This window comes from Flavobacterium sp. ASW18X (assembly GCF_005144745.1).
Lineage (GTDB): Bacteria > Bacteroidota > Bacteroidia > Flavobacteriales > Flavobacteriaceae > Croceivirga.
In genome coordinates this window covers 48,241-67,006 of record NZ_SWKK01000004.1, presented here as the reverse complement: position 1 = coordinate 67,006, position 18,766 = coordinate 48,241, and the positions used below count along the sequence as shown (strand labels likewise).

The 18,766-nt window shown below is 35.9% G+C and carries 19 protein-coding genes; 9 read left to right on the top strand and 10 right to left on the bottom strand.

Annotated elements, in window-relative coordinates; all coding sequences use genetic code 11:
* Positions 1 to 42 precede the first annotated feature (42 nt).
* The 9 genes from FBT53_RS03055 to FBT53_RS03015 are packed head-to-tail and all read left to right on the top strand — an operon-like array spanning position 43 to position 8,718.
* Positions 43 to 1,014, top strand: coding sequence for a Gfo/Idh/MocA family protein (locus FBT53_RS03055; RefSeq protein WP_136949703.1), 972 nt, complete (start codon positions 43 to 45; stop codon positions 1,012 to 1,014).
* A 12-nt stretch (positions 1,015 to 1,026) separates the two neighbouring features.
* Positions 1,027 to 1,914: a 3-hydroxyacyl-CoA dehydrogenase family protein gene (locus FBT53_RS03050; RefSeq protein ID WP_136949702.1), complete on the top strand. Its 888-nt coding sequence runs from the start codon at positions 1,027 to 1,029 to the stop codon at positions 1,912 to 1,914.
* A gap of 3 nt (positions 1,915 to 1,917) precedes the next feature.
* Positions 1,918 to 3,153, top strand: coding sequence for a DUF1015 domain-containing protein (locus FBT53_RS03045; RefSeq protein WP_136949701.1), 1,236 nt, complete (start codon positions 1,918 to 1,920; stop codon positions 3,151 to 3,153).
* Positions 3,154 to 3,156: 3 nt separating this feature from the next.
* Complete coding sequence (locus FBT53_RS03040; protein WP_136949700.1) at positions 3,157 to 3,819, top strand: YggS family pyridoxal phosphate-dependent enzyme; 663 nt, start codon at positions 3,157 to 3,159, stop codon at positions 3,817 to 3,819.
* 6 nt (positions 3,820 to 3,825) lie between these two features.
* Positions 3,826 to 5,118: an exonuclease domain-containing protein gene (locus tag FBT53_RS03035; RefSeq protein WP_136950122.1), complete on the top strand. Its 1,293-nt coding sequence runs from the start codon at positions 3,826 to 3,828 to the stop codon at positions 5,116 to 5,118.
* A 2-nt stretch (positions 5,119 to 5,120) separates the two neighbouring features.
* Positions 5,121 to 5,981 (top strand): ion transporter, encoded by an 861-nt coding sequence (locus FBT53_RS03030; protein ID WP_136949699.1) that lies wholly within the window; start codon positions 5,121 to 5,123, stop codon positions 5,979 to 5,981.
* Entirely contained in the window at positions 5,978 to 6,886 is a 909-nt protein-coding gene (gene miaA, locus FBT53_RS03025) for a tRNA (adenosine(37)-N6)-dimethylallyltransferase MiaA (protein ID WP_136949698.1), read from the top strand. The genes FBT53_RS03030 and miaA overlap by 4 nt, the downstream gene beginning before the upstream one ends.
* A 6-nt stretch (positions 6,887 to 6,892) precedes the next feature.
* Positions 6,893 to 7,384, top strand: coding sequence for a gluconokinase (locus tag FBT53_RS03020; protein WP_136949697.1), 492 nt, complete (start codon positions 6,893 to 6,895; stop codon positions 7,382 to 7,384).
* Positions 7,384 to 8,718, top strand: coding sequence for a GntP family permease (locus FBT53_RS03015; protein ID WP_136949696.1), 1,335 nt, complete (start codon positions 7,384 to 7,386; stop codon positions 8,716 to 8,718). The genes FBT53_RS03020 and FBT53_RS03015 overlap by 1 nt, the downstream gene beginning before the upstream one ends.
* 53 nt (positions 8,719 to 8,771) lie before the next feature.
* Here FBT53_RS03015 and FBT53_RS03010 read toward each other — a convergent pair whose 3' ends face one another.
* From FBT53_RS03010 to FBT53_RS02965, 10 genes are all read right to left on the bottom strand, one after another.
* Positions 8,772 to 9,494 (bottom strand): response regulator transcription factor, encoded by a 723-nt coding sequence (locus FBT53_RS03010; protein ID WP_136949695.1) that lies wholly within the window; start codon positions 9,492 to 9,494, stop codon positions 8,772 to 8,774.
* A 5-nt stretch (positions 9,495 to 9,499) separates the two neighbouring features.
* Positions 9,500 to 11,077 carry a sensor histidine kinase KdpD gene (locus FBT53_RS03005; protein ID WP_167988038.1) on the bottom strand — a complete coding sequence of 526 codons (1,578 nt, stop codon included), beginning with the start codon at positions 11,075 to 11,077 and terminating at the stop codon, positions 9,500 to 9,502.
* A gap of 72 nt (positions 11,078 to 11,149) precedes the next feature.
* Positions 11,150 to 11,740 carry a dephospho-CoA kinase gene (coaE, locus tag FBT53_RS03000; protein ID WP_136949694.1) on the bottom strand — a complete coding sequence of 197 codons (591 nt, stop codon included), beginning with the start codon at positions 11,738 to 11,740 and terminating at the stop codon, positions 11,150 to 11,152.
* Positions 11,737 to 12,699: a YbbR-like domain-containing protein gene (locus FBT53_RS02995; protein ID WP_136949693.1), complete on the bottom strand. Its 963-nt coding sequence runs from the start codon at positions 12,697 to 12,699 to the stop codon at positions 11,737 to 11,739. The genes coaE and FBT53_RS02995 overlap by 4 nt, the downstream gene beginning before the upstream one ends.
* Positions 12,696 to 13,703: a glycosyltransferase family 2 protein gene (locus FBT53_RS02990; protein ID WP_136949692.1), complete on the bottom strand. Its 1,008-nt coding sequence runs from the start codon at positions 13,701 to 13,703 to the stop codon at positions 12,696 to 12,698. Before FBT53_RS02990 ends, FBT53_RS02995 begins: the two co-directional genes overlap by 4 nt.
* A gap of 59 nt (positions 13,704 to 13,762) precedes the next feature.
* Complete coding sequence (locus FBT53_RS02985) at positions 13,763 to 14,575, bottom strand: enoyl-ACP reductase (protein ID WP_136949691.1); 813 nt, start codon at positions 14,573 to 14,575, stop codon at positions 13,763 to 13,765.
* Positions 14,576 to 14,634: 59 nt separating this feature from the next.
* Positions 14,635 to 16,293, bottom strand: coding sequence for a DNA repair protein RecN (gene recN / locus FBT53_RS02980; RefSeq protein WP_136949690.1), 1,659 nt, complete (start codon positions 16,291 to 16,293; stop codon positions 14,635 to 14,637).
* A gap of 49 nt (positions 16,294 to 16,342) precedes the next feature.
* Positions 16,343 to 17,233: a DUF4835 family protein gene (locus FBT53_RS02975; RefSeq protein ID WP_136949689.1), complete on the bottom strand. Its 891-nt coding sequence runs from the start codon at positions 17,231 to 17,233 to the stop codon at positions 16,343 to 16,345.
* On the bottom strand, positions 17,226 to 18,434 hold the full coding sequence (gene coaBC / locus FBT53_RS02970; RefSeq protein ID WP_136949688.1) for a bifunctional phosphopantothenoylcysteine decarboxylase/phosphopantothenate--cysteine ligase CoaBC: 1,209 nt from the start codon (positions 18,432 to 18,434) through the stop codon (positions 17,226 to 17,228). Before coaBC ends, FBT53_RS02975 begins: the two co-directional genes overlap by 8 nt.
* Entirely contained in the window at positions 18,435 to 18,761 is a 327-nt protein-coding gene (locus tag FBT53_RS02965) for a DNA-directed RNA polymerase subunit omega (protein ID WP_136949687.1), read from the bottom strand. It lies immediately after the preceding gene.
* Positions 18,762 to 18,766 lie beyond the last annotated feature (5 nt).

The window sequence follows — 18,766 nt, the reverse complement described above, 5'->3', positions numbered from 1 at the left end:
CCTTTTAATGCGATATCCTTATTTTTGAAAAAACTATAGTACATGCTAAAAGTAGGCGTTTTAGGAGCAGGACATTTAGGAAAAATACATCTTAGACTGTTAAACCAATCAGAGAAGTATATACTTGTTGGATTCCATGACCCAGATGAAATTAATGCTCAAAAAGTTTGTAAAGAATTTGGTTACACCTACTTTGCTAATATTAATACCTTAATAGAAGAGGTAGATGTAGTAGACATTGTAACCCCTACGCTGTCTCATTTTGATTGTGCAAAGAAAGCTATAGAAAAAGGCAAACACGTTTTTATAGAAAAACCTATTACCAATACCATAGAAGAAGCAGAAACCCTAATTGCACTTGCAGAAAAACATAAGGTTAAAGGACAAATAGGCCATGTAGAACGTTTTAACCCCGCCTTTTTATCTGTAAAACATAAGGTAGATAACCCTATGTTTATAGAAACCCATAGATTAGCAGAATTTAATCCTAGAGGTACAGATGTACCTGTAGTTTTAGATTTAATGATACATGATATTGATGTAATTCTCAGCGTTGTACCCAGTAAAGTAAAAAATATAAACGCTAGTGGTGTTTCTGTTATCAGTAATTCGCCAGATATCGCAAACGCTCGTATTGAGTTTGAAAATGGTTGTGTTGCCAATTTAACTGCAAGTCGCATTTCCTTAAAAAATATGCGTAAATCACGTTTCTTTCAAAAAGATGCCTATATCTCTGTAGATTTTCTAGAGAAAAAAGTAGAAGTAGTTAAAATGAAAGATGCTCCAGAGCAACCAGGTGATTTTGATATGATTTTACAAAATGCTGAGGGCGAAAAGAAACAAATTTATTTTGAAAATCCCGAAATAGCACCGAACAATGCCATTTTAGACGAGCTAGAAACTTTTGCTGATGCCATTGCCAACAATAAGACCCCTGTTGTTAGTTTGGCAGACGGGACAGAAGCTTTACGTGTGGCTTTAGCCATCATTTCTTCTTTTGAAAACAACAACTAAAGACTAAATAAAATGAATACAATTGCAGTAATCGGTGCAGGAACCATGGGTAACGGTATTGCCCACGTTTTTGCACAAAACGGCTATCAAGTAAATTTAATAGATATTAGCCAAGATGCTCTAGATAAAGGCATGCTAACTATTACCAAAAATTTAGACCGGATGCTAGCTAAAGAACGTATTAGCGAGCAAGATAAAATAAATACGCTAAATAATATTGCTACACACACCATTTTAAAAGAGGGTGTAAATCAGGTAGATTTAGTAGTGGAAGCTGCTACAGAAAACCATGATATCAAATTAAAAATTTTTAAAGAACTGGACCTAATTTGTTCAGAAAAAACCATTTTAGCTACCAATACTTCTTCTATCAGTATAACGCAGATTGCTGCTGCCACCAATAGACCAGAAAAGGTAATTGGTATGCACTTTATGAACCCTGTACCTATCATGAAATTGGTAGAAATTATCCGTGGTTACAACACTACTGACGAGGTAACAGCCACTATTATGGAACTTTCTAAAAATCTTGGTAAGACCCCTACAGAAGTTAATGATTATCCTGGTTTTGTTGCTAACAGAATTCTTATGCCAATGATTAATGAAGCCATTGAAACCTTGTATAATGGTGTAGCTGGCGTTCAAGAAATAGATACCGTAATGAAATTGGGAATGGCACATCCAATGGGGCCATTACAATTGGCAGATTTTATTGGTCTAGATGTATGTCTTTCTATTTTGAAAGTAATGTATGATGGTTTCAAAAATCCGAAATATGCCCCATGTCCTTTATTGGTAAATATGGTAATGGCGGGTAAATTAGGTGTAAAGTCAGGCGAAGGATTTTATGATTATTCAGAAGTCAAAAAGGCAGAAAAAGTAGCAAAACAGTTCGCGTAATTTATGGCGTTGATAAAACCTTTTAAGGCGATAAGACCCGCCAAGGACAAAGTGGCCTTGGTGGCCTCTCGCTCCTACGAGGAATACTCAGAAAAAGAATTACAGTGCACTTTAGAACACAATCCTTTCTCTTTTTTGCACATAATTAATCCTGGATTTAAATTCCATAAAAGTCTATCTGGTGAAGAACGTTTTAAATTGGTAAAAAACCGCTATTGGGAATTTTTAGAAGAAAAAACATTTATAAAGGATAATACACCCTGCTTTTACCTCTATCAAATAAAAAAAGAAAACTTTAAATGCCTTGGACTATTCTGCGCTACCAGTGTAAGTGATTATGATAAGGGATTAATTAAACAGCACGAGAATACCTTAGAAAGTAGAGAAACACTTTTTGCCAATTATTTGCAAACGGTTGGATTTAATGCGGAACCCGTTTTAATTACTTATAAAGACAACGAAACTATTGCATCACTTCTTAAGGCAGAGACAAAAAAAGACCCTGAATACCATTTTACGTGCACAGACAAAGTCACCCACACTTTATGGCGAGTAACAGACAATACCCCATTAAACGCCATACAAAATGCTTTTAAAGAAATAAGCCAAATGTATATTGCAGATGGGCATCATAGGAGCGCCTCCTCTAGCTTATTGGCAAATGAAATTAAACAAAACAACCCCAACCATACAGGGCAAGAGGCCTATAACTATTTTATGAGTTATCTTATACCTGAACATCAAGTTAAAATCTATGATTTCAACCGTATGGTGAAGGACCTAAACGGTTTAACCAAAGAAGAGTTTCTAATTAAATTAGATACCTATTTTAGAATTGAGCAAAATTCAAACAACGGTAATCGTCCTTTAAAAAAGCATCATTTTAGTATGTATTTAGATGGCGAATTTTACATGCTTTACCTTAGAAAACAATCTTATACTTTTACAGATGCCTTAAGTAAGTTAGACACTCAAATTCTATACAAAACTATTCTAGAGCCGATTTTGGGGATAACGGATTTACGGAATGATGAACGTATATCTTATGGTTACGGCAAGCATAACCTTATAAAAATGAAAGATTGTATTGATAAGGGCGAGTTTAAAGTTGGCTTTAGCCTTGTCCCTATTACAATAGAAGAAATAAGACAGATTGCAGATGCAGGGCTTGTGATGCCACCAAAAAGCACTTATATTGAACCTAAACTAAGAAGCGGACTTACTATATACGAACTATAGCCCATGGCAATACAGGAAAATTTAAAAGCAATACGCGCTACCCTACCAGAACATGTTACCCTAGTTGCTGTTTCTAAAACTAAACCAAATGCAGCTGTTTTAGAAGCATATGAGGCCGGTCAGCGTATTTTTGGTGAAAATAAAATTCAAGAAATGACCCAGAAATGGGAAGAACTACCCAAGGATATTCAATGGCATATGATAGGTCATGTACAACGTAACAAGGTAAAGTATATGGCACCATTTGTAGGTTTAATACACGGTGTAGATAGCTTTAAATTGCTAAAAGAAATAAACAAACAGGCAGAAAAATTGGATAGAACAATCCAATGTTTACTGCAAATGCATATTGCAGAAGAAAGCAGCAAATTTGGTATGGACCAAGAAGAACTTTTGACCGTAATTAATTCTGATGAATTTAATGCAATGAAAAACATCAAGATTAATGGTTTAATGGGCATGGCTACTTTTACAGATAATAAAAACCAAGTAAGGAAGGAATTTAGATACTTAAAGTCCATTTTTGATAGTACAAAAGACCTTTTACCACAAAGTGAAATACTTTCGATGGGGATGAGCGGAGATTATAAAATTGCCATAGAAGAAGGTAGTACTATGGTACGCATTGGCAGTAGTATTTTTGGCGCAAGAAATTACAACCAATAATCTATGATGTATGCAATCTTAGACATAGAAAGTACTGGTGGTAAGTACAATGAAGAAGGCATTATGGAGATTGCTATCCATAGGTTTAATGGAGAACAAGTTGTAGACCAGTTTATAAGTTTAATAAATCCAGAAAGAGATATACAGCCCTTTGTTGTAAAGCTTACTGGTATTAACGAAAGAATGCTAACTACTGCACCTAAATTTCATGAGGTTGCCAAACGAATTGTAGAGATAACGGAAAATGCTGTACTAGTAGCACATAATGCACAGTTTGATTATAGAATTTTACGTACAGAATTTAGAAGGTTGGGATACGATTTTAAACGGAAAACACTGTGTACCGTAGATTTATCTAAACAGTTAATTCCAGATGCAGAATCCCATAGCTTAGGAAAATTAGTCCGCTCTTTAGGCATCCCTGTCGGGGAAAGACACCGAGCTAATGGAGATGCTATAGCAACCTTAAAGTTATTTAAGCTATTGTTAGCTAAGGATACCGATAAGACCATCATAAAACAGATTATAAAAGAAGAAAACCTTGGTGAACTCTCTCCTAATCAAATAGATATTATTGAGGCTTTGCCGTCTGCTACTGGTGTTTATTACATGCACGATAAAGATGGGGAGATAACCTACATCAGCAAAAGCAGTAACATTAAAAAAAGAGTAAATCAACACTTTACCAATGTAGGCGATTTTGCCCGTAAACTACAAAAATCTACAAAACGGGTAAGCTATGAACGTACTGGAGGCGAATTGGCTGGGCTGATTAAGGAAGCTATAGAAATACGTAAAAACAGACCTAAATACAATAAAAAGCCAAATCAAAAAGGGTTTAGCCACGGCATTTATCTTAAAGAGAATGAAGATGGTATAATTTATCTAGTTGCAGAACGTGCTAACCACAGAAATGCTAGATTAAGTAGTTTTTCTTCCTTAAAGTCTGCTAAAAGTTTTTTACAAAAATTAAAAGAGCGGTATGGAGTAAACATGGAAAGGCACCAAGAACATCAAAATGAGTTGGTGCACGAATTGTTTTTGGACTTTAGCACGTATAAAAGAAACATCATTCTAATAGATAAAGGTAGAGAACTAGGGGAAAAATCTGTATTTCTCATTAAAAATGGTGAATTGGCAGGCATGGGCTACGCAGAGTTAAATCATCAAATTAATAATATAACTATCTTAGAATCGCTCTTAACTCCCATAAAAGGAAACCCTTATTTAACTTACATTGTGGAATCCTTGTTACGAAAGAATGAGCGCATCAAGATTTTAGAACTAAATCAAGAATAATTTTGAAAGAGCACGAAGTGCATTCTGGCTGGAGACATAAGCTCCACGAAATCATTTACGAGGCTGACACCCCAAAGGGTAAAGCGTTCGATGTTGCCCTGATTATCCTCATAGTCATCAGCGTAATTCTAGTAATGTTAGAAACGGTAGATGAGTTTGATGCTAAATATCATAATGTTTTGTGGTTTTTAGAATGGGTAGTAACAGTATTCTTTACGGTAGAATATTTTGCTAGGATTATCAGCATAAAAAAACCTCTTAAGTATATCTTTAGTTTTTATGGCGTTATCGATTTTCTATCCACTATACCACTGTACCTATCCTATATTTTTGCTGGTTCTCAGGTACTTTTAGCCGTTAGAGCCTTTAGATTATTACGTATTTTTAGAATACTCAAATTGGTAAAGTTCATTGGAGAAGCATCCCAGTTGAGCCATGCATTAAAAGCAAGTAGAACCAAAATAGCTGTTTTTATTTATGTTGTTCTAATCCTATCTGTTATCATGGGAACGTTCATGTATATTATAGAGGGTGATGAGGCCGGCTTCACCAGTATTCCTAGAAGTATTTATTGGACCATAGTAACCCTTACAACAGTGGGTTATGGAGATATTGCTCCACAAACTAATCTTGGACAATTTATTGCGACAGTTATTATGATTTTGGGTTACGGAATAATCGCAGTACCAACCGGAATAGTTACCACAGAATTTGCTAAAGAATATAAAAAGAACCAAGCTGCTGGAGGATTGCAAGATAATGCACATTACGTTCACGTAAATACACAGTCTTGTCCCAGCTGCGCAGCGGAAGGGCACAGAGACAACGCCAAACATTGCTATAACTGTGGAGATTTATTATGAAAAACAAAACTGTAATAGCCATTGTAGGTCCTACTGCCATTGGTAAAACACGTACCGCCATTAGTATAGCAAAACATTTAAATACAGAGATAATTTCTGCAGATTCCAGACAATTTTATAAAGAAATGTGTATTGGTACGGCGGTGCCAACAGCAGAAGAATTAGCTAGTGCTCCTCACCATTTTATACAACACAAAAGTATTAATGAACCCTACAGTGTGGGCGACTTTGAAAGAGATGCGATAAAAAAAATACAAGAACTTTTTACAACACATAATACAGTGGTAGTCGTTGGCGGCAGCGGACTATATGTTGATGCTATTTTGTATGGCTTAGATGAATTCCCCACAATAGCTGAATCTGTTAGAAAAGAATTAAATGAAACGCTAGAGAAAGAAGGCATTTCCACTTTACAAGATTTATTAAAAGAAAAAGACCCTAATTATCACCAGCGCGTAGATATACATAATCCCCATCGTATAATTCGTGCTTTAGAAGTATGTATAGGTACAGGAAAACCCTATTCAGAATTTCTAAAACGAGAAAAAAAAACCAGACCTTTCAATCATATTTTAATAGGGCTAGAAGCAGACCGAAAAATTATCTATGACCGTATTAACAGAAGAGTAGACTTGATGTTAGAGATGGGGCAACTAGAAGAAGTACAACAATTACTACCGTTTAAAGGATTAAACGCCTTACAAACCGTAGGTTACAGAGAATTGTTTGCGTATTTAGAAGGGAATTTTAGCTTAGAAGATGCTATTGAAGAAATAAAAAAGAACACAAGACGCTTTGCCAAACGCCAATTAACTTGGTACCGTAAGAACAAAGAAATATGCTGGATTCCATTTGATATCTCCACAGATAAACTAAAACAAACTATAGACCAACAATTAACTTAAAACCAAATGCCTTCTACCAAAATATACTTTATCATGGGCGTTTCTGGCACCGGAAAAAGCACTATTGGCAAATTACTATCTAAAGCGTTAAATTACCCTTTTTTTGACGGTGATGACTACCACCCCGAAGCTAACATTAGAAAAATGAGTAATGGCGAGCCGCTAAATGATAACGACCGGAAAGAATGGCTAGAATCGCTAAACAATTTAGCTAAGGAACAATTGCAAAATGGAGCTATAATTGCTTGCTCTGCCCTTAAACAAAAATATAGAACCTCTTTACTAAAAAATATTGAGACTAAAGGCAAATTTATTTATCTGGAAGGGCAAATAGAAGATATAGCAGCGCGTTTAGCTAAGCGCAAAGACCATTTTATGCCTAAACAATTACTGCAGTCCCAATTTGATACTTTAGAACCACCTAAAGAAGCTATTACGGTTTCTATATTACCAAGTCCAGAAGAGATTGTTGACAATATTTTAAAAGCTATAGATTGATGGAAACTACTCTGCTTATAGCTGTTGTTGCTGGGATTGCCTTGTTATTGTTCCTTATTTTACGTTTAAAAATAAATGCTTTCTTAGCACTTTTAATGGGCAGCATCCTCACCGGTATAATTGCAGGGATGCCCCCCTCAACCATTATAGACACCATCCAAAAAGGAATGGGTGGCACGCTTGGCTTTGTAGCAACAGTTGTGGGTTTAGGCGCCATGTTTGGTGCCATTTTAGAAAGTTCTGGTGGCGCAAAAACCATTGCAGATTTTATGGTAAAAACTTTTGGTTTAAAAAATGCGCCCTTAGCCATGGTTATATCTGGTTTTTTAATTGCCATTCCCGTATTCTTTGATGTAGCTTTTATCATTTTAGTTCCTATGATTTATGCTTTACAGCGTAAGACAGGAAAATCACTATTGTTGTATGCTATTCCTCTTTTGGCAGGATTAGCAATCACCCACGCCTTTATCCCACCTACTCCTGGTCCTATTGCTGTAGCAGATATTCTTGGCGCTGAGTTGGGTTGGGTAATCTTAATTGGTTTTATTGTAGGTATTCCCACGGCAATTACAAGTGGATTACTCTTTGGAAAATTCATCGCAAAAAAAATTCATGTCGATGCACCTTTAGCAGTTGCAGAAGAAACTCCTACCGCCACACCTCCTATTGCACTAACGCTAATTATTATAGGAATACCCATTGTGCTCATATTAGTAAACACCTTGACTAAAAGTGGTATACTAGGTATTGAAAATTCGCAGTTCGTGGCCTCAATGGAGCTTTTGGGCCACCCCTTTGCTGCTTTGATTATTGCAAACCTTTTAGCTTGGTACTTTTTTGGCTTAAAAAGAGGATATACTAAGGAAGATTTGTTTAAAATTACCAGCAAATCTTTAATGCCAGCTGGTACTATTATACTACTAACAGGTGCAGGTGGTGTTTTTAAACAAATGCTTACAGATACCGGTGCTGGTAAATTATTGGCTACTTCGCTAAACGATTTGGGTTTCCCCGTTATTTTATTTGCATTTATTGGCGCTGCAATTGTAAGAATTATACAAGGGTCCTCTACGGTGGCTATGATTACGGCCGCTGGTTTAATAGCTCCCTTGCTGGCAGAAAGCAGTTATAGTCAACCACAATTGGCATGTTTGGTTATTGCTATTGCATCTGGTGCAAGTATTTTTTCTCACGTAAACGACAGTGGGTTTTGGTTGGTAGGTCAATATTTGAGAATTACAGAAAAGCAAACCTTTAAATCTTGGACCTTAATGACCACTATTTTGGCATTGACAGGGTTTATCACAGTTAGTGTGCTGTTTATAATGGTATAAAAAAAACCGCTACATTGCTGTAACGGTTTACATCTTTATCCTATTTTTTACTATTAACTAGCAGCTTCATCTTCAGTTTTAACCACTAATCGGAAACCTTCTCCGTGAATGTTAAGTATTTCTACAACATCATCTTTTTTAAGATACTTACGTAATTTGGCAATGTAAACATCCATACTCCTAGAAGTAAAGTAATTGTCATCTCTCCAAATTTTTGTCAACGCCAGTTCTCTCGGCATCAAATCATTCTCATGTAAAGCTAACAAACGCAGTAATTCATTTTCTTTTGGCGAAAGTTTAATAGGCTCTTCCTCCATATATTTTAAAAAGCGAAGCTTTGAGTTAAGATGAAAGTTACCTATCTTAAATTCAAATTGTTTGCTGTCTGCTAAAGTGCTAGACGCTTTACGCTGTAAAATAGCCCTTAACTTCATCAACAATACTTCCGAATCAAAAGGTTTATTAAGATAATCATCTGCACCAGCTTTGTACCCTTTTAGTACATCTTCTTTCATTGTCTTTGCGGTCAAAAAGACAATAGGTACATTTTCATTCTTTTCTCTAATTTCTTTGGCAAGGGTAAATCCGTCCTTATAAGGCATCATTACATCTAAGATACAGATGTCAAAATTGTCTTTTTTGAACTTTTCAAAACCTTCCATTCCATTCTTGGCCAAAACCACATCAAAATCATTCATTTGAAGGTAATCCTTCAACACGATTCCAAAGTTTGGGTCATCCTCAACTAAAAGTATTTTTTTATTCTCTGTTTCCATAACGTTTAAATTAAAGGCAATTTTATGTAGAAGGTACTTCCCTTCCCTTTTTCACTCTCTACATAGACCTCACCTTGATGATCATCAATTATATTTTTAACGTAAGCCAATCCTAAACCATGGCCCTTTACGTTGTGTATGTTCCCTGTATGCTCTCTAAAGAACTTTTCAAAAACTTTCTTTTGCACCGCTTTACTCATCCCCGACCCTTGATCCTGCACCTTAATAACAATATGGTTCTTTACCGTTTCTGTATACACATCTATCTTGGGAGTTTCTGGAGAATATTTTATGGCATTATCTAACATGTTTACAATAACATTGGTAAAATGCATATCATTGGCCAATATCTCCGTTCTTGCTGCATCTAAATGCGTATTAATATAACCCCCTCTATCTTGCACTATTAAATCTACATGGGTCACTGCATCTTCTATTATGTCGTGCACATCTACCCTATCCTTACTTATATCTAACTGGTTCTTTTCTAATTTAGATATACGCAAAACATTTTCTACCTGAGCATGCATACGTTTATTTTCATCTCTTATCATACCCAAATACCGTAATACTTTTTCTTGATCTGTAATGGATTTAGGGTTACGTATGGCTTCTACCGCTAAATTAATTGTAGCAATAGGAGTTTTAAACTCATGCGTCATATTGTTGATAAAGTCCGACTTAATCTCAGAAATTTGCTTCTGCTGTATTAATTGATAAATAGCACTAGAATATGCAAGCACAATTATCAAAGTAAATAATAAGGATAAGATGGCCATAGACATGATACTATTCAACAAAAACTTTTTCTTTTCTGGAAATGTCAGTAATAAAGAAAAGTTAGTAACGCCTTCACTATCCCTAAAGATTGGTGTTTCGTAAATGGTACCTCTATCAAATTTAAAACCTTTGGTTCTCACTTTTGTAGGGAAACCTTTGCTGTAAATACCATATTCAAATTCAATATCAATACCCCTGTCTTCTAGTTCTTTTTGTAGTGATAGCTGCAGTTCCTGGTTAGAAACACGTTCATGTATTGGCACTAGCTTGGCCTGCTCCATAAATACATCTTCATAAGCAGCTTTATCTACAGCACTAAGACCTCCAATTTTTTCTACCTTTTGTATAGGGGTTAGCGCATAACGCTTACCATCTAAACCAAAATCTTCCTTAAGTATCGTCGTCGTACGCTTACTAGTAAAATTCTTAATCGTAGTCGTGTCATCTAAAGCGTTGTCAAAGAACATGGATGAGATATCGTACCCTTCTTCCAAAATTCCATGGGAGTAGAATTTCATCTCATCAGAATTTAAATCTCTATCTACAAAAAATATGCTTTTGTAGTGAGAGGTCTTTGGTTTTCCTACACTGTCTATTAAATCTACCAAACGATCCATGTAGTCTTTTCGTTCTCTACTTTCTACCCGTTCAGCAACTTTATCTAAAACATCCTCCACAGTATTTGAAAACTGCTCTTGCTTATCTGATACTGATTTCTTTATCCAATATACTTGAACGGAAATAATACCAACAAGCGAGAGGCTCATCAAAATGACCAGTAGAATAAACTTTCTCTTGTTCATTTAGTCAAAATTAGAAATTTAACATTTCGGGACTTGTCCGTTTAACCTAACCTTAACAAAAATGTTAAAGTTTTAGTCGCAACTAGCTTGTTTTAACAGATTTAGATGTATTTTGGCAACTTTTTCCTTGGTTTTAGAGAGAAGCGTATTTTCAATAACCAAAGTGGCCCTATCTTTTTTTTCTGCTTCCGCTAACTGGTTAGCCATACGTGCCCTTACCTTCTCTAGAGCTACTTGGTCTCTTTTTACTACCCGTGCTAACCTTACTTCCTCTGGCGCTGTTACTAAAATTACAGCATCAAAGTTAGCTTCATTATTGTTTTCGAATATTAAAGCAGATTCTTGCAACACATATGGAGCTTCTTGTTTTTTTACCCACTCTAAAAAATGAGTACGAACGGCGGGATGCACTATAGCATTTAATTCTTGTAACAATCCTTTATTTGTGAATACTTTATCTGCAATGTAGGCCCTGTTGAGCCTACCATTTAAATAAGCATCTTTGCCCAATAAATGTATAATGGCAGATTTGACTTCTGGTTGGGTATGCATCAGTTTTTTGGCCTCTTCATCTGCAATGTAAACAGGAATGCCTAATTCTTGAAACATTTTGGCTACCGTGCTTTTACCACTACCTATACCTCCTGTTAGCCCTACAATCATTCTTTCTCTAAAACAAATTCTACCTTGTTCTGTACCAACTTTACAGAATACACGCCTTCTGGGTCTTTACCCAACTCTATGTATAAGGTTTGTTCTTCTTGTTCGTTTTTTGAATTGTAATCTACAAAAACTTCAAAATCTTCTTCAGTAATTTCTTTAAGCTTATCTACGCTTGCTTTGCACACCAATTTAACGGTATTGGGGAACATCTTTAATTGATATCCGTCTGGTACATGCAAAGGACTAATAGGCACTACAAACTCTTTTTCTGAAAAACGAACCACCTTTCCTTTTACCGTTACAGAAGTTGCAGCAATTTCCAGATTCTCCCCATTTTCTATAGGTTTTAAAGCTACTTCCCTCTTAAAATTTTGATTTACCGATTGCAATTCAAGTTTTTCTGTAACTACTTTATGTATTTTATCGAGTTTTACCTTTGGACCTTTTATTAAAACGCTGTCTGGCACCAACTTCACTTCTTCTTCCAGTATAAAGTTATGGGCTAAGCTTAAATCTAGAGCTAATATAACTGGTACTTTTTTAGCATCTACCAGCATAGCTTTTACCTGATGCTCTTCCTCTAAAATATCTATTAAGGCAATGTTACTAGGTAATTGTTGATTTATTTGTCTTTTTACTTCTGCATTTGTTAAATAAAAACCAGTACGCCCTTCTCTTAATTGGCTTAAGTTCAGTTGAAGTTCTTTAGCACTCATGGCATATCCTAAGTATTTAAAGCCACTAGCTTTAATCTTGGCAGGGATTAGTGGTTGGGCATCTGGGGGTAACATTAAACTATCTGGTAATTGTGTATAGGCAACATTAAAACTTACACTAGACTCGTATGCTCCAGAAAGCTTATTAATAGCCCATGCAAAAAACGAACAAAGCAAAAACAAAGAAAATACTTTGAACTTACGTTTATCTACTAATTTTTTTATGTCTTTTGTTGCTTTCAATTCTTAAAAAATAGTTTAGGAAAAACCTCTTCTGGTTCTTTACCGCTAAAGTTAACCAACAAGGTGGATTTTAAAAAGCCCCAACCGTACCCAAAAAATTGAATTATTACCGCATACAATGATAAAAAAGCAATTTCTAAATTTTTATTCCTTACTAATGATTCTACAAATAATACTATAAAATAGGAAGCAAGCATTTTTAAGGGTAGGTAAAAGCCAAATAGCGGTGCAAACACGGCTAAAATGCTAAATATGAAAAATACCGTAGGAAACCAATATGTAATTTTAGCCGTGTTCGGATGCCATTTATTCAAAATTGGTCTTACCATGCCAAATTTCTGAACTTGTAACTTAAACTTGTCCCAGTCTATTCTACGTTTATGATAAACGTATGCCTCTGAAAACAATCGAGTTTCAAAGCCCGCGTTCCAAATTCTAAAAGTTAAATCTGGGTCTTCTCCAGGGTGTATGTTGCCAAATCCTTGAGTAGCCTCAAAAGCTTGTTTAGAAATACCCATATTAAAACTACGGGGTTGAAATTTACCCACCGCATTTTTATTACCCCGTATGCCACCTGTTGTTAAAACGGAAGTCATAGCATAGTTAATTGCTTTTTGTATTTTAGAAAAAGACTCATGTGCCGCATCTGGCCCGCCAAAACAATGCACAAAACGGGTATTTTGCTCTTTTTCTACTTCCATTAAATACTGTGGTGGAATTATACAATCTGAGTCTAAAACAATAAAGTAATTTCCCTTAGCCTTACGCATGCCGTAATTTCTAGAATCTCCCGGTCCGGAGTTAGGTTTTTGGTAATAACTAATTTGCAATTGCTCTGTAAATGCTTCCACTACAGCAGCACTGTCTTTTGTTGAGCCATCTTCTACAATAACAATTTCAAAAGGTTTACCGTATTCTTGTTTAGCCAAACTTTCTAAAAGCTCTTGCACCTCGTCTGGGCGATTGTATACAGGTATAATAAAAGAATAATATAATGACTCCATGGTCTAAAAAGTAAAAAGCCATCCATAAAAATGGATGGCTCCTTAACGCTTATGCTAAATTATTTGCTAAATTCTTCAATCACCTCTTGACTAACACCTACGTTAGAAAAGCCTCCATCATGGAACAAGTTCTGCATGGTTACTTTCTTAGTTAAATCAGAAAACAAGCTTACAGTATAGTCTGCACAATCCTGCGCTGTTGCATTACCTAAAGGAGACATTTTTTCTGCATAAGAAATAAAACCATCAAACCCCTTAACACCTTGACCCGCTGTTGTTGGCGTAGGAGATTGAGAGATGGTATTTACTCTTACTTTCTTTTCTTTACCAAAAAAATAGCCAAAACTTCTCGCTACAGATTCTAAGTAAGCTTTATTATCGGCCATATCATTGTAATCAGGAAATGTACGTTGCGCAGCCATATAGGTTAATGCTACAATACTACCCCATTCGTTCATAGCATCTGCTTTGAACAAGGATTGCATTACTTTATGAAAAGAAAGCGCAGACACATCCCAACCCTTGGCTGTCCAATCATACTTTTCATCTGTATAGTGCTTGCCTTTTCTAACATTAACAGACATTCCTATAGAGTGTAGTACAAAATCTAGTTTACCACCAAGGATTTCCATGGATTTCTCTACCAAGTTTTTTAAATCTTCTTCATTGGTAGCGTCTGCAGGTATAATTTCTGAACCAGTTTTAGCAGCCAATTCATTAATCTGCCCCATACGCATTGCTATAGGCGCATTGGTCAACACAAAGGAACCGCCTTCTTCATGCACACGTTCAGCTGTTTTCCAAGCGATAGAATTCTCGTCTAACGCACCAAAAATAATTCCCTTTTTACCTTTTAATAAGTTATAACCCATGTGTGATTTTTGTTGGTTTAAGTTGTAAATATACTAATTTGACCTGCAAAAAAGCTGCCTTATGCATTAGCCAATAATTCTTTTGCATGTTCCATTGCAGAAGAAGAAAATTGCTTTCCTCCTAGCATTTCTGCTAATTCTGCAATGCGTTGCTCTTCTTCTAAACGCTTCATTTGTGTTGTGGTGGTATCCCCTACCTCTTGCTTAAATACCTTGTATTGCTGCTTACCCTTGGCAGCTACCTGTGGTAAATGTGTAATAGAAAAAACCTGCATATAAGCTCCCATTTCTTTCATAATTTCTCCCATCCGATTAGAAATTTCTCCTGACACGCCTGTATCTATTTCATCAAACATTAACGTCGGTAGTTTTTCATAAGATGCTAATATGGATTTTATTGCCAACATAATTCGGGACAATTCACCCCCAGATGCTACTTTTTTTAATTCGCCATAGGCAGAACCTTTGTTAGAAGATAAAAGAAAAACAAGTTCATCCTTTCCATTACTTTTAAAGTCTTCCGCAGGTACTATTTCTATCTTAAACGTCGCTGCTGGCATTCCTAAAGAGGCTATCTTTTCTTGAAGCGTATTTGCTAAAATGGGTATGCTTTTTTTTCTTTTTTGATGTAATGAGGTACATATAGTATTTAAAATAGATTCTTGCTCCTTTACTGCTTTGGCTTTAGCGGTAATTTTTTGATCTATATTTAAAGAAATATCAACTTTCTCCTCCAAATCTTTTTTAAGTGCCAGTAATTCTTCTTCTGAACTTACTTGATGCTTTTTAAGAAGGGTATGCAATTGTTGCATCTGCCCGTTTACGATTTCTAAACGCTCTGGGTCAGCATCAATAGTATCATTCAATTTTTCTATTTCCGATGCTAAATCTGCAAGCTCTATGGCTACCGATTGTACCCGATTATTAAGTACTCCATATTGCTGACCAAAAGTGGCTAATTTCTGCAAGGCTTGTTGTAAACCTGCTGCAGTGTTTACCATACCTATTTGTTCGTCATTTAAAACTTGATGTGCTTGAGCTAGCCATTCTTGTACCTGCTCAACATTGCTTAGTTGCTCGTATTCCTCCTCTAGTTCAGCTAACTTTCCTTCTTTTAGTGGTGCAGCCTGTAATTCTTCTAATAAAAATGTATTGTATTCTAATTCTTTAGAAGCTTCCGTTTGATACTGGAGTAGCTCTTGATATGCTTTTACTAGTTTGCGATACTCATTTAGTTCCTTTCGATATTTCAATAATTCCGCTTGGTTCCCTGCAAGCGCATCTACCACCTTAAACTGAAAGGCGTTTTCTGTTAATTGCATGGTTTGGTGTTGACTGTGGATATCTACCAGTAATTCTCCTAAACTAGAAAGCACACCTAAAGTAACAGGAGTATCGTTTATAAATGCTCTAGATTTACCACTGGGCAAAATTTCTCTACGCAAGATAGAATCCTCCTCATAATCCAAGTCGTTTTCTTTAAAAAAGCCTTCTAATTGATAAGCTTTGATAGCAAAAGTGCCTTCTATAGTGCACTTTTTATCTTGATTTTTTAGGGCGCTTAAATCTGCTCTTTTGCCTAATACTAAAGACAAAGCCCCTAATAAGATGGATTTACCGGCTCCAGTTTCTCCGGTGATGGTAGTAAAACCGCTTTCAAAACCAACATTTAGGTCGTCTATTAGCGCGTAATTTTTTATTGTGAGTTGGGTAAGCAATTCAATTTATATTTTGAATCGCAAAGATAAGCATACAACTTAATTGGCATCAATATTTTATCTGATTCCAAGTATTAGAATAGAAAGGTGCAACTTTATTTAAAGTTTCTTTTAATTTAACGATATCTACCTTTGGTCCGTCAGAAAAAACATTTTGTATTTCTTCTGATTTAGCATCAAAAAAAGTTTGTATTAAAAACGCATTTGGTCTTCTTTTTATCAATGTCTCAAAAAGACGCAAGCTCCCTGCTATTATTTGCTTACCAGTACTATTATTATCCCCTAAAATATCTAGTCCTTTTCTATGGTAATTATACATAGCTATACGGTACTCTCTAAAAGTGTTAGATAATAAATTATCTATCAATTCAAACCGTGTACGCTGACCACTATCTTGATCCCATCCTGCAAAATTACTTCCTTGTGCTTGTGTCACTATGTTTCTGGCTTGTCTATAAAAATCGTCGCCACCTTGTAAAGCAAAAGTATCTGCATCCAAACCTAAAATTACATAAACGTAATAACTAATAACGCCCACTAGATTACTTTCAAAAGTATTAGGATTATACACTAGAGGTTCAAATTCTTGATATTGAAAATTAAAAGCGTTGTCTTTGTAATTAAAGACTGGGCTCTCATAAGAAGTATTAAAAACAGGACGTGTAGATTGTATTTGTAGGTTTGCCTCAAAGCGGTCCGACTCGTAATTGGTTACCGTGATAAACATACGTGCGTTTACGCGCTCATTTTCGCCGTATACTCTATTGGTCCACTTATTCTTGTTTACAAAATCGTTTAAACTCCGTTCTAAGGTTTTGAAAATCTGTTGATTGGTTTGCCCAACTTGGTCAGAATTAATGGTTATTTCGCAATTAAGCTCTTGTGCTTTTATCACAAAACTCAGCAAACAAGTAAACAAACAAATAAGAAAGCTACGCATGTATTCTCTGGATAATTTCTTCCCAAATATCTATAGCTACTTGGGCTTTTGTCTTTACATCAAACGTTTTTACCTTTAAATTCTTATCTAAAAAAGTAATTTTATTAGTATTCGTGCCAAATCCTGCTCCAGCATCATTTAAAGAATTTAAAACAATAGCATCCAAATTCTTACGCTCTAGTTTACCCTTAGCATTCATCATTTCATCTTGGGTTTCTAAAGCAAAACCAACTAAAAACTGATTCTTTTTAGCCTCTCCTAAAGATTTTAATATGTCTTTGGTACGTTCCAACTCTAGTACCATAGGTTCGCCATCTTTCTTTTTGATTTTTTGTACTGCGATGGTTTTAGGTCTATAATCTGCAACTGCAGCAGCACTAATAACCACAGCAACGTCTTGAAAGTATAGATGTACCGCATTGTACATTTCTTCTGCAGAAGTTACTCGTATTACTTGTATATGCGAAGTTGTTGTTTGTAATGCGGTTGGACCGGCTATCAAAATTACATCTGCCCCTAAATGAGCGGCTTGTTCCGCTAGTCTAAAACCCATTGTCCCAGTAGATTTATTCCCTATAAAACGAACAGGATCCAAAGCCTCATGGGTAGGCCCTGCAGTAATTAAGACTTTTTTACCATGCAAAGGCAAACCTTGTTTTAAATGTGCATTGATAAATGCAACAATATTTTCTGGCTCTGCCATTCTTCCCTGTCCACTTAAACCACTTGCCAGTTCCCCTTCTTCTGCGGGAATAAGAATATTACCAAAAGCTATTAAAGTATCTAAAGATTGTTTGGTGCTTGGATGTTTGTACATATCCAAATCCATCGCAGGGGCAAAATACACAGGACACTTAGCAGAAAGGTAAGTAGCCATTAATAAATTATCACAACGACCACTAGCCATTTTAGATAAGGTATTTGCGGTTGCGGGAGCAACAAGCATCAGGTCTGCCCAAAGGCCCAAATCTACATGGTTGTTCCAAGATAGAGCGCCATCTTCCTCATTAATAAAATCTAACTGTACTGGGTTTTTAGATAGTGTAGCCAAGGTAAGAGGCGTAACAAAAGAGCTGGCGCTAGGGGTCATTACTACCTTGACCTCAGCGCCAGCTTTTACCAATAAACGTGTTAAAAAACTCGTTTTGTATGCAGCAATCCCTCCGGTTACCCCCAAAAGGATTTTTTTACCGCTTAACATTTATGCGTCTTTCTCTGTATTTCTATAATAGATTTTGTCATCTAACCACTCTTGGATAGCCAAAGCGTGTGGTTTAGGTAACTTCTCATAGAACTTAGAAACCTCTATTTGCTCCTTGTTTTCGAAAACCTCCTCTAAGCTGTCACTGTACGTAGCAAACTCTTCTAACTTCTCTAACAACTCTTTTTTTATTTCTGAGTTGATTTGGATTGCCCTTTTAGAGGCAATAGAAATAGCCTCGTAGATATTCTCTGTTCTTGTATCTACCTCGTTACGGTTGTGCGTTACCGTAGATACTGGGGCGTTGGTATTTTTTAAATCCTTCATGTGTA

Coding starts and splice junctions, on each gene's coding strand:
- FBT53_RS03040 (WP_136949700.1), top strand. CDS start 3,157: ATGGCAATACAGGAAAATTTAAAAGCAATACGCGCTACCCTACCAGAA.
- coaBC (WP_136949688.1), bottom strand. CDS start 18,434: ATGTTAAGCGGTAAAAAAATCCTTTTGGGGGTAACCGGAGGGATTGCT.
- FBT53_RS02990 (WP_136949692.1), bottom strand. CDS start 13,703: ATGGAGTCATTATATTATTCTTTTATTATACCTGTATACAATCGCCCA.
- miaA (WP_136949698.1), top strand. CDS start 5,978: ATGAAAAACAAAACTGTAATAGCCATTGTAGGTCCTACTGCCATTGGT.
- FBT53_RS02975 (WP_136949689.1), bottom strand. CDS start 17,233: ATGCGTAGCTTTCTTATTTGTTTGTTTACTTGTTTGCTGAGTTTTGTG.
- FBT53_RS02985 (WP_136949691.1), bottom strand. CDS start 14,575: ATGGGTTATAACTTATTAAAAGGTAAAAAGGGAATTATTTTTGGTGCG.
- FBT53_RS03015 (WP_136949696.1), top strand. CDS start 7,384: ATGGAAACTACTCTGCTTATAGCTGTTGTTGCTGGGATTGCCTTGTTA.
- FBT53_RS03045 (WP_136949701.1), top strand. CDS start 1,918: ATGGCGTTGATAAAACCTTTTAAGGCGATAAGACCCGCCAAGGACAAA.
- coaE (WP_136949694.1), bottom strand. CDS start 11,740: ATGATTGTAGGGCTAACAGGAGGTATAGGTAGTGGTAAAAGCACGGTA.
- FBT53_RS03035 (WP_136950122.1), top strand. CDS start 3,826: ATGTATGCAATCTTAGACATAGAAAGTACTGGTGGTAAGTACAATGAA.
- FBT53_RS03055 (WP_136949703.1), top strand. CDS start 43: ATGCTAAAAGTAGGCGTTTTAGGAGCAGGACATTTAGGAAAAATACAT.
- FBT53_RS03020 (WP_136949697.1), top strand. CDS start 6,893: ATGCCTTCTACCAAAATATACTTTATCATGGGCGTTTCTGGCACCGGA.
- FBT53_RS03050 (WP_136949702.1), top strand. CDS start 1,027: ATGAATACAATTGCAGTAATCGGTGCAGGAACCATGGGTAACGGTATT.
- FBT53_RS03010 (WP_136949695.1), bottom strand. CDS start 9,494: ATGGAAACAGAGAATAAAAAAATACTTTTAGTTGAGGATGACCCAAAC.
- FBT53_RS03005 (WP_167988038.1), bottom strand. CDS start 11,077: ATGAACAAGAGAAAGTTTATTCTACTGGTCATTTTGATGAGCCTCTCG.
- FBT53_RS02965 (WP_136949687.1), bottom strand. CDS start 18,761: ATGAAGGATTTAAAAAATACCAACGCCCCAGTATCTACGGTAACGCAC.